10 protein-coding genes are annotated in these 10256 nt (G+C 49.5%); 1 reads left to right on the forward strand and 9 read right to left on the reverse strand.

The window, feature by feature from the left end; all coding sequences use genetic code 11:
* Positions 1 to 378: 378 nt before the first annotated feature.
* The 3 genes from IQ219_RS10840 to IQ219_RS10850 all read right to left on the reverse strand — a co-directional run bounded on the left by IQ219_RS10840 (position 379) and on the right by IQ219_RS10850 (position 2588).
* Entirely contained in the window at positions 379 to 711 is a 333-nt protein-coding gene (locus IQ219_RS10840; RefSeq protein ID WP_190599093.1) for a hypothetical protein, read from the reverse strand.
* Between the two features lie 85 nt (positions 712 to 796).
* Positions 797 to 1915 (reverse strand): sodium-dependent bicarbonate transport family permease, encoded by a 1119-nt coding sequence (locus tag IQ219_RS10845; RefSeq protein WP_194020439.1) that lies wholly within the window; start codon positions 1913 to 1915, stop codon positions 797 to 799.
* Between the two features lie 430 nt (positions 1916 to 2345).
* The gene (locus IQ219_RS10850; protein ID WP_194072602.1) at positions 2346 to 2588 is read right to left on the reverse strand and encodes a hypothetical protein; all 243 of its coding nucleotides are present in this window, start codon (positions 2586 to 2588) and stop codon (positions 2346 to 2348) included.
* Between the two features lie 542 nt (positions 2589 to 3130).
* Here IQ219_RS10850 and psbP point away from each other — a divergent pair.
* The gene (gene psbP / locus IQ219_RS10855; RefSeq protein ID WP_190599096.1) at positions 3131 to 3697 is read left to right on the forward strand and encodes a photosystem II reaction center PsbP; all 567 of its coding nucleotides are present in this window, start codon (positions 3131 to 3133) and stop codon (positions 3695 to 3697) included.
* A 7-nt stretch (positions 3698 to 3704) separates the two neighbouring features.
* On the opposite strand, the gene IQ219_RS10860 is transcribed toward psbP, so the two are convergent.
* From IQ219_RS10860 to hpnH, 6 genes are all read right to left on the reverse strand, one after another.
* Positions 3705 to 4697, reverse strand: coding sequence for a beta-ketoacyl-ACP synthase III (locus tag IQ219_RS10860; RefSeq protein WP_194072603.1), 993 nt, complete (start codon positions 4695 to 4697; stop codon positions 3705 to 3707).
* 94 nt (positions 4698 to 4791) lie between these two features.
* Positions 4792 to 5838, reverse strand: coding sequence for a phosphate acyltransferase PlsX (gene plsX, locus IQ219_RS10865; RefSeq protein WP_190599098.1), 1047 nt, complete (start codon positions 5836 to 5838; stop codon positions 4792 to 4794).
* Positions 5839 to 5909: 71 nt separating this feature from the next.
* On the reverse strand, positions 5910 to 6353 hold the full coding sequence (locus IQ219_RS10870; RefSeq protein ID WP_190599099.1) for a bacteriohemerythrin: 444 nt from the start codon (positions 6351 to 6353) through the stop codon (positions 5910 to 5912).
* A 72-nt stretch (positions 6354 to 6425) separates the two neighbouring features.
* Positions 6426 to 7760: a TrkH family potassium uptake protein gene (locus IQ219_RS10875; RefSeq protein WP_194072604.1), complete on the reverse strand. Its 1335-nt coding sequence runs from the start codon at positions 7758 to 7760 to the stop codon at positions 6426 to 6428.
* The gene (locus tag IQ219_RS10880; protein WP_194072605.1) at positions 7757 to 8926 is read right to left on the reverse strand and encodes a glycosyltransferase family 4 protein; all 1170 of its coding nucleotides are present in this window, start codon (positions 8924 to 8926) and stop codon (positions 7757 to 7759) included. Before IQ219_RS10880 ends, IQ219_RS10875 begins: the two co-directional genes overlap by 4 nt.
* A gap of 118 nt (positions 8927 to 9044) precedes the next feature.
* The gene (hpnH, locus tag IQ219_RS10885) at positions 9045 to 10127 is read right to left on the reverse strand and encodes an adenosyl-hopene transferase HpnH (protein ID WP_368667601.1); all 1083 of its coding nucleotides are present in this window, start codon (positions 10125 to 10127) and stop codon (positions 9045 to 9047) included.
* Between the last annotated feature and the right edge of the window lie 129 nt (positions 10128 to 10256).

Genomic DNA, 10256 nt, shown 5'->3' on the forward strand with positions numbered 1-10256 from the left:
TTATAAAACTCTGCGGGATAAGTTGCAGTGGGCTGGGGCAAGGTTTTTGTACGACGGCAACAATAAAGTCAATTGAGCTATTCCGTTGTCAAACCCAAGATTACGGCTCTGGCTTATTGCGGGCAAAGGTTAAGGTGCAATAGGAACGGGATTTTAGACCCATTTTTCTGATAATTTACCCTACTTGTAGTCGGCTTAAATTTTATCTATGGTTTGGGGGTTTGGGTCGCACTGAAAAGATCGGAAAACATGGTGACTCTCTAAACAGTTGAAATAGAGCTACAATCTCCTGAAAAAACAAACAAAAAGCAACCGCCCAAGAACAGTTTTGTTTTGCATGCGGTTGCCGGAATAGAAACGAGCTTAGTTATCGTTAATTTAACAGCCCTCTGGCCCACAGAACGTGTGCCCATAAAGCACTTCTGCACTGCAAATGTAGATGATGCCGGCGTAATCATTAAAATACTTGGCGGCAATCCGATCAGAAATTGCTTCAGCCATTTCCCGGGTTTCAGTCAATATTTCGAACTTGATATTACCCTCGATATCGGAAGTGTTAGGTTGACCCGACGAGCGTACGTTACGGCTACCTTTGCCACCAGTATTCATTACTGTGTATCCTTTGGCGCCGGATTCGTCAATGATTTTGGCAATTTTTTTGAGCAGAATCTTTTCCGTGACGATGACGAGCTTATTCGCTGGTTTAGCCATTTTGTTTATCTCCTAGAAGTATGTAAGTTAATCTTTTTGGTCTGTTAGGTCAAGGGATTACTGACAGACCACAATCTGTTGGGGATTAACCTGCACCAAGGGTCTGGGCAAGCCCAATGAAAAGCGGTATACACACGCCGATGGCAATGGGAGTACCAATTGCGGTGGATGAACCGATATAAGCAGAGGGATTGGCAGACGGGATACCAGCTCGCAAGGTAGGGGGGCCGGAGATATCAGAACTAGAGGCGGCGATGACTGCTAAAACCACCACACCGCCGAGGCTGAATCCCGTAGCGTAGTGGGCAACCATACCAAGACCGAAGGCAATAAAACCGTGCACTATTGGGGCTATTAAGCTATAGACCACATACCATTGAGCTACTTTACGTAATTCGCCAATTCTAGACCAAGCCTCCATCCCCATAATGAGCATCAAGATAGAAAGCAGGCCTCGAAAAAGAGGATCATAGAAGCCTTCATAGACACTTTCCGGCTTGGTAAATATGCCAAGGGCAAGGCCCAATAACATGGCTGAGAGGGCGGGGCCTTGTAGACTTTCTTCGATGATCGGCCAGATCTTGACCCGATTATCCTCCGGTTCCTGCTGGCTCAAATATTCCTGGCGGGTACGGGGGTAATCCGATTGATCGCCATAATCCCCTGCGGCAACGGGTTGCTTGCTTAAAGCCCCCTCGATGGCGTTGGCACGACGCTTTTGCTTATTGAGATAGATATTAGCCACGACGATCGCCGTTACCAGGGCAGGAATATCCATAAAAGGATAGAGGGCACCGGCCCAAGCTTCGTAGGAAATTTTTGATTCTTCCAACGTAGTGAGGGCGGCGGCCATCGTAGAACCACTGACTGCTCCAAACAAACCACCGGTAGCAAGGGCATCCACGGTTTTGACGTTGGGCATTTTAGCCAGGGTAAAGCGGGCGATGAATACAATGAGAACCCCTAATATTACAGAGAATGCCATGGGTAGGAGCATTTCCGTCAAGTTGGAGTTGCGGATCGCCATACCTCCGGTCAGGCCAATCTTAGTGAGCAACATAAAGACGATGATCGTAGAAATCGCCTCTGGAATTACCAATTGGGTACCAAGGGCGGCAATAACCATCCCCCCAATCAAAAAGGCTAGGGTTGGGGACTGCAACTGCCCCACGAAGTCCGTCAAGAAATTGGACAAAAAATCCATAATGTAAATTGTCTCCTTGGTTGAAATTTATGGGGATTGGGGTAGTAAAGCTTGGCCCCGAATCCTCGGTGGCTGGCTTGATACACCTGGGAGAGCAATCAATAATCCTCCCCCCACTAACATCGGCATTTCGATGCGCTGTGTGCTGGAAAAACATGGCTGTTTCACAGCAACCTGCATAGACCATAGTCTATTGAGACAAAAATATCTATGCTTCTAAATCTATAAGCTAAAGTCTATACTCAAACCCGCCCAATTTTGCGACTGTCCCCCCTGGATCTGCTAAGTAATTTCCAATTTGAATGATAAGTTTTACTATTATTTGGCGATCGCCGCTTTCCTGGGACTCCATGGTGAGTAATAATTTTGCTCGATGGCGTTCTATGGGTTAGTCAATGCAGCAAATTTTCAACTATTTAAACTATTGAGGCTAGTCAACCTGCAAAGGGGGCGATTCCTTGACTGGCGGGGATTCCGGCGAGGGGCCATGGCCAGCAACATTGACCCAAACCACGGACAGCAGTAAACCAACACCACAACCCAGTAAAAAGAGCCAAGCGTGGGAAGGCTCTAGGACAAATAAAAGGCGGCGGCTTTTATCATACACATGAATTATCCAGCCACCATTGCTATCTATCTTTGATTCTGATTGTCTCGATTCAAACTTATTCATGGTCTTCATTCCATGGTGATGGTCGACATCGGCCTAAGTCCAGTGAAATTTATTGAAGAAAAATCGCTGAAAGTATCTCTGGACAAAGCAAATAGCGGTCTCAATATGGGGCTAGCAATCCGCTCTAACCTCAAATTGCCTTTATTTAATGGATAGAAATAAGACTATTTCTACGGAAAAAACTATATTTCTAAGTTTATGCAATATCCGGCTCACAAGCAGTATTTTTGACGGAGAATGTCCTCAAACTTGTCGAACCTTTTAATAAGTTAAATTTATATTCTTGACCCGTTGGGCGGTGCTCCGGCCGCCTCTGCCGTGAATTTGCCGATTGTAACCTCAACAACTTCCTCTGGATTGGGAAGGAAATAGACTGGCATGGCATTTGCTCTCACGCCGCACTTTGGAGCAGTTACTATGGTCCATTCTTAGCTATTTTTTGGTGCGGGAACATTTAGCCCCTAGTTTCTGGCCAACCATTGGAGGTTTAATGGGTAAGGGAAGGTAATTTTGCCTTCCGGCCCAGTTCTTCCCCTTCTCCCATGTTGAAAAAGTCCCTATCCACTGCTGTAGTCCTGGTAATTTTACTACTGAGCTTTACCCTCACCGCCTGTGGAGGGGTGGGCATTGCCAGTTTGCAACGCTACAGTGACACCAAAGATGGTTATGAGTTTCTGTATCCCAATGGTTGGATTGGGGTGGACGTCAAAGGAGCTTCCCCTGGGGTGGATGTGGTATTCCGGGATTTGATTGAGCGGGATGAAAATTTGAGTGTGATTATTAGTGAAATTCCCAGCGATAAAACCCTGACGGATTTGGGCACAGCCACCGATGTGGGCTACCGCTTCATGAAAACAGTCAATGAGGCCGCCCAAGGCGATCGCCAGGCGGAATTAATCACGGCGGAAGAAAGGGATGAAGACGGTCAGGTTTATTACACTTTGGAGTACCGGGTGTTGGTGGGGGACAATGTGGAACGCCATGATTTGGCCAGTGTGACCACTAACCGGGGAAAGTTAATTACGTTTGATTTATCCACGGCGGAGGACCGCTGGGATACGGTGAAAAATTTGTTTGACACGGTGGCCAGTTCCTTCCACGTCTACTAATTTACCTTTACCAGCGCACGACGCTGGCGGCCCAGGTTAAGCCGGCCCCAAAGCCGGCCAGGGCGATTAGGTCTCCCTCTTTAATTTTCCCCTCCCGCACCGCTTGGTCCAACGCCAGAGGTATGGAAGCTGCCGAGGTGTTGCCATAATTGCCCACATTACTGATCATCTTCTCCGATGGAATACCCAGGCGATCGCCAACGGCGTCCATAATGCGTTGATTGGCTTGGTGGAGGATAACCCAGTCTAGGTCAGCGGTAGTTAGTTCAGCTTTAAAGACTACTTTTTCGATGATTTCCGGCACCTTAGCCACGGCAAAACGGTACACTTCCCGGCCGTTCATGGTGATGGGTTGATAGGTGCCCTGGGCAACGGTTTTTCCTGCTGTTAAAGGTTGGGGCACTGCTTGGTAGGGCAAATTCAGACAGCCATTGCCAGTGCCATCGGTGTACATTTCAAAGGCGAGCAAATTGTCCTGGGCTTGCCGTTGCAACACCACCGCCCCGGCCCCATCTCCAAATAACACACAGGTGGTGCGGTCAGACCAATCCACCCAACGGGAAAGTACGTCCCCTCCCACTAGTAAAACCCGTTGGTAAACGCCGGTGCGCAAAAATTGGGCCGCCACATTGAGCCCGACCACAAACCCAGAACAGGCCGCCGTGACGTCAAAGGCAAAGGCCCTGGTAGCCCCCAATCCCCCCTGAATTTGGGCCGCACTGCCAAACAAATCATCGGGGGTGGAGGTGGCCAGAATAATTAAATCCAGATCATCTGGTTGTAAACCCGCCATGGCCAGGGCTTTTTGGCCAGCCTTAACCCCCAAACTGGCTAGATTTTCATCAGCTGAACAAATGTAGCGTTGGCGCATCCCCGTGCGGGACTGGATCCACTCGTCGGAAGTCTCAACAATGTTGCTCAGGTCTTGATTTGTCAAACTCTGGTCGGCGATCGCCGTGCCACTGCCAATAATTTTGAGGCCACTGCCAAGGGTATTCAAAAGTCCTGACTCCCGCTGATGTCATGGTGAGCGATTACAGGCTTAAAGCATAGGACAAAGCTGGCCCCTGAGTCACTATGGCCAGAGGGAGTTTCTAGATATTCTGTAATTCTTCTGTTTTTTGCCGTTCCATCAACAGGGAGGTGGAACTGTTAATGCGGACAGAAACTTGATTATCGACGGCTTCCTTGGCCAGACGAATGGCATTAAAAATGGAGCCACTGCGGGAACTGCCATGGCTGATCAAGCAAATACCATCAACCCCAAACAGTAATGCTCCACCATGTTCGGCGTGGTCCACCCGCTGTTTAATGCGTTTGAGGTTAGGGGCTAGCAACGCGGTGCCTAATTTTCCTCGCCATCCCTGGGGCAATTCCTCCTTAACGATGTTGAGCAAAATTTCCCCCACTGCTTCGGCAAACTTGAGCACAATGTTGCCCACAAAACCGTCACAGACAATTACGTCAAAATTGCCAGAGAGCACGTCCCGCCCCTCCGCATTACCCACAAAAGGGATTTCCGGATTACTTTTGAGTAGTTCATGGGTTTGCAGGGCAAGGGTGTTGCCTTTGGTGGGTTCTTCCCCAATGTTTAGCAGACCCACTTTCGGCTCCGGCACCCCCAACACATACTGGCTATACACTGTCCCCATCAGGGCAAATTGTTCCAAATATTTAGGGCGACAGTCCACATTGGCCCCCACGTCCAGCACAATCACCGATTTGCCAGGAATCATGGTGGGAAACACCGTACCGATCGCCGGTCGGTCAATGCCTTTTAAGCGTCCCAACCGCAACAGGGCCGAGGCCATGGCCGCCCCGGAATGGCCAGCGGATACCACCGCATCGGCTTGTTTTTCCTTGACCAAATTCATGGCCACATTAATAGAAGCTTTAGGTTTACGGCGCACCACCACCGCATCTTCTTCCATTTCCACCACCCCTTCCGCATCCACAATGGTCAGGTTTAGTCCCTGATGGGGATGGCGGGCTAAGCAATCCTCAATGGCCTGGCGATCGCCCACCAGGAAAATATCCACATCTAATTCTTGAGTCGCCCGGATAGCACCGATAACAATCTCCTCGGGGGCATAGTCACCGCCCATTGCGTCTAAAGCAATTTTCGCCCGCGTTACAGCCATTGATCACAACCCATTGAATCTCAAAAATTGTAGCAGACCGCCCGGTTAAGCAGAACTTTTCCCCCATCTGTCTAGTTAACTGGACCGATAACCTGGGCTTGTTTTTCCTTGAGGGCTCGGCGCACAAAATGAATCATTTTAATATCGTTTTCCTGGATGTGATGCCTAAGCCAGTCGGCCAGGAAGCTAGACAAATCAAAAAACACCGCCAACACACTTTCTGAGTGCCGCAAACGAAACTGTAAATCCATCACCTGTTTGGTTAACTTCTCATGGATGGTGCGATGCTCAAACAGATGAGGGTAATCCAAACTCCGCATCAGTTCTTCTTCACAGCGGAAATGAAACTCGGTATATTCCAGCAAATCCGCCAACAATAAACTCAGTTCTTCCTTGGCAATGGATTTTTGCAAAGACTCGTCCAAGGTATTGATCAGGGCAAACAGATGTCGATGCTGTAAGTCAATTAACTCGTAACCACAGGCCAAATCTTCAGACCAAACGGCGATGCCCATGGCACTACCCTCGTTAGCTCTATATCTCCCATTGTAGTAGTAAAATTCCATCAACCTGGAGGATAAAGCCCATTAGCCCACCAGCAAATTTTCCTCCGGGTATTTGATCAAACTTGGCTTGGGATCCCCCACGATCGCCGCCATTAGAATGGTGATGCCCACCCGGCCAATGAACATGGTGACAATCAGCACCAGTTGGGAAAGGGGTTTTAACTCCGGGGTAATGCCCAGGGAAAGGCCTACCGTGGCAAAGGCCGACACCGCTTCAAAGGCTAGGGCAACTGTTTCCTGGTCTGATTCTAGGAAAACTAGCAAACTCACGCTAGAAATGACCGTCATCACCGAACCAAACACCACGGCGATCGCCTTGAGAATTAACTGGGGCGGAATACAGCGGCCATGAATGATTACCCTTTCCTGGCCCCGCAGAGCTGAACGGGTACAGTTAGCCAAAATAGCAAAGGTAGTGGTCTTAATACCTCCCCCAGTGCCACTGGGACTAGCGCCAATAAACATCAACAACATCACCAGCACCAAACTGGTGGAACTAAGGTCATTCAAATCAATGGTGTTAAAGCCCGCCGTCCGGGTAGTCACCGACTGGAACCAGGCGATCAGCAAACGATCCTGGAGGGAAAACTGAGCTAAAGCCCGATTGCCCTGGGCTTCCAAAATCAGAATGCCGAAAAAGCCCAACAACAAGAGAAAAATGGTCACCCGCACCACCACCCGTAGATTGAGGGAAAAGGCAAACCGCCGTTGGGAATTTTTGACTTTGCGCACCACCCAAAAATAGGCCTCAATAATGACCTGGTAGCCAATGCCACCAAAAATAATCAGAGCGGAAACCGCCAAGTTAAGGGGAAGGGAGCTTTGATAGCCAATCAAACCGTCGGAAAACAGGCTAAATCCAGCATTATTAAAGGCGCTGATGCTGTGGAAAACGGCATACCAGAGGGCCCTGATGGGAGGGTAATCCTGGACGAAAACGCCAAAAAGAATAATCGCGCCAGTAATTTCAAAAATTAACGTGGTGGCAATGACGGATTTAATTAAATTATTACTGCCCTGGGCAAAACGATGGTCGAAGGATTCTTGGATGGCAAACCGTTGTTGTAAGTCAAATTTGCGCCCAATCAGGATCATCAAAAAGGTGGTCAGGGTCATATAGCCCAGCCCTCCCAATTGGGCCAGCAACATGACAGTCAATTCTCCCCAAAAGGAAAAGTATTTGCTCACATCCACCACACTGAGTCCCGTCACACAAACAGCGGAAGTGGAAGTAAACAAGGCCACCAAGGGACTGCCCCATTCCCCGGTACTGGTGGCAAAGGGCATCAGCAACAGTAATGCCCCCCCGGCGATCGCCGCAATGAAACCAAGGCAAATGGTACGGGAAATAGTCATTCCAGCAGATAAAAATAAGAACTTAAGTTCGCAGAATGGGCTTGGTGGGGCACCACAGTTTTATAGAGAGATTCCAGTTGCACCATATTGGCCGCAAAGGTGTAGCGCTCCAGCACCCTTTCCCTCGCCTTGCGCCCCAAAAGTTCCGTGATCTCTGGATGGTCCCGTAGTAAAGGCAAAAGAATTTTTAGCTGGGCAGTCACCCCTTGGGTTTTGAGCACAATACCCGCTCCATTTTCCAGCACTTCCCCATCCGCTCCGGCATCGGTGGCCAGACAGGCCGTGCCACAGGCCATGGCTTCTAATAAAGACAGGGATAAACCCTCCACCAGGGAAGGCAAAATAAAGGCATCGGCGGCCCGCAACAGTTGAATTCTGGTCAACTCATCGGCCACAAATCCCAACCAATGCACCCCCATTTCTGGGCCGTAGTGGGTTTGTAGGGTCGATTTCAAAATGCCGTCCCCCACCATCAGCAGTTTGCAATGGGACCCCATGTCGGAAAACTTCCAGCCCTTGAGGAGAGCTTCCACATTCTTTTCTGGGGCGATGCGTCCCAGATAAATAAATAACCGTTCTGCTTGGTACTGTTTTTTTAGGTCATTTTCCCCCGGACAATAGCGCTCCACCGCCACCCCATTGGGGATGATGGCCAGGCGCTGCCGGGGCACCCCCAACTTGAGTAGAAGGTTCCGCTGCAGCCGAGAAAAGACGATTACCTTATCGTATTGCGCCAAAGAAGGAGCATAGAGTTGGTAGGTCAAAAACTGGGTACTGGAGGAAAAATTGCGTAGCTTACTATCAAAGGGGGGATGGAAGGTGGCAATCAGGGGTAAACCCAATTCTTCACAAATTTCCGGTAAACGAAAATCCAGAGGGGAAAGGGTCAAAGAAGCGTGCACCAGGTCGGGCTTTAACTTGGCTAGCGCGTCGGCCAAAACCCGGCTAGAGCGGGGGGTGGGGATAGTATAAATAGTTGACTTAAACAGAAACGGCAAAGCCACTTCAGCGCAACCACTTTCCGCCAGGGACTCCCCCTCCTCCTCCTGGGCAAAATGCAAAAAGCTGACCTGATGGCCCCGGTCTAGTAATGCATTGGTGACTTCCCGACCGTAGGTTACATTGCCGCAAAAGGGCGTTTTTTTTCCTAACCAAGCAATATGCATGCAGATAACCAGACCGTGAACGAAACCGTGCCAATCAGGGCATTGTAAACTTTGGCATTCTCAAAATTTCTTCGCCAATCATAGGGGATCTTTGGGCTTCTGGCGATGACATCGGACCCTAGGCACTGATCAAACTCCCCATGGCCCGACCCATATTGGCGGGGTGGAGAGCATCGAGGGCGGCGGTGGGTTCATAACCGCAATGGACCATGCAATCTTGGCATTGGGGATTGTTACTTTTGGGGCCGTAGTTTTCCCATGCCGTTTCCTCCAGTAGTTCTTGAAAACTTTGGTAATAACCTTCGTTGAGCAGGTAGCAGGGTTTTTGCCAACCGAGCACGCTGTAGCTAGGGCTACCCCAGGGGGTGCAATCGTAATCCTTTTCCCCCATGAGAAAGTCCAAGAATAGGGGGTTATGGTTAAAGTTCCAAGCTTTTTTGCCTTTATTCCAGGGGGCTAATAGCTCTCGGAACAGGGCTTTGGTCTGGTCCCGCTTGAGGAAATGGTCTTGGTCCGGTGCCCACTCATAGCTGTAGCCAGGGGAAATCATCATACCGTCGATGCCCAGGGTTTGCAGATAGTCAAAAAATGCCTGCATTTCTGCTACGTTGGCCCCTTCAAACACGGTGGTGTTGGTGGTGACTCGGAATCCCTTGGCCTTAGCCGCTTTAATGGCCGCAACCGCTTTGTCAAATACTCCCTGGCGATCGACACATTTGTCGTGGTGCTCCCTGGGGCCATCGAGATGGACGCTGAAAGTCAGGTAGGGGGAAGGCTGAAATTTATCGAGGCTTTTTTCCAGCAAAATCGCATTGGTACAAAGATAGATGAACTTTCGGCGGGCCACCAAGCCCCGGACAATTTCATCTATCTGGGGATGGAGCAGAGGTTCACCGCCGGGGATCGATACCACCGGGGCACCACATTCCTCCACGGCCCGAAAACAGTCTTCTGGGGAAAGATTTTGCTTAAGAATTTCCGTGGGATGTTGAATTTTTCCACAGCCTTGGCAGGCTAGGTTACAGCGGAATAGGGGTTCCAGCATTAGCACTAGGGGAAAGCGCTTTTTGCCCTGGAGCCGCTGGCCAACAATGTAGCTACCCACTACTAGAGCTTGCTTAAGGGATACAGCCATGATTTTTTCACACCACTTGAATTTCTGATTGTTACCAAAAAGTATGACACGGGAAAACCCTGCCATTTAGGGCCGGGATGGGTCAACTGAGTTTAACTCTGATTTTAATGACAAAGTACGGACACGGGCATAGCAGTAAGGAGCAAAATCCCTTGCCGTTAATGGTGGAATGACCCCTCGGGGGGGAGAATTACC

This window comes from Synechocystis sp. LEGE 06083 (genome assembly GCF_015207725.1).
Lineage (GTDB): Bacteria > Cyanobacteriota > Cyanobacteriia > Cyanobacteriales > Microcystaceae > Synechocystis > Synechocystis salina.

Excerpts from the sequence above, each read along its gene's own strand:
- IQ219_RS10840 (WP_190599093.1), bottom strand. The coding sequence starts at position 711 with ATGGCTAAACCAGCGAATAAGCTCGTCATCGTCACGGAAAAGATTCTG.
- IQ219_RS10845 (WP_194020439.1), bottom strand. The coding sequence starts at position 1,915 with ATGGATTTTTTGTCCAATTTCTTGACGGACTTCGTGGGGCAGTTGCAG.
- IQ219_RS10850 (WP_194072602.1), bottom strand. The coding sequence starts at position 2,588 with ATGAATAAGTTTGAATCGAGACAATCAGAATCAAAGATAGATAGCAAT.
- psbP (WP_190599096.1), top strand. The coding sequence starts at position 3,131 with ATGTTGAAAAAGTCCCTATCCACTGCTGTAGTCCTGGTAATTTTACTA.
- plsX (WP_190599098.1), bottom strand. The coding sequence starts at position 5,838 with ATGGCTGTAACGCGGGCGAAAATTGCTTTAGACGCAATGGGCGGTGAC.
- IQ219_RS10870 (WP_190599099.1), bottom strand. The coding sequence starts at position 6,353 with ATGGGCATCGCCGTTTGGTCTGAAGATTTGGCCTGTGGTTACGAGTTA.
- IQ219_RS10875 (WP_194072604.1), bottom strand. The coding sequence starts at position 7,760 with ATGACTATTTCCCGTACCATTTGCCTTGGTTTCATTGCGGCGATCGCC.
- IQ219_RS10880 (WP_194072605.1), bottom strand. The coding sequence starts at position 8,926 with ATGCATATTGCTTGGTTAGGAAAAAAAACGCCCTTTTGCGGCAATGTA.
- hpnH (WP_368667601.1), bottom strand. The coding sequence starts at position 10,127 with ATGGCAGGGTTTTCCCGTGTCATACTTTTTGGTAACAATCAGAAATTC.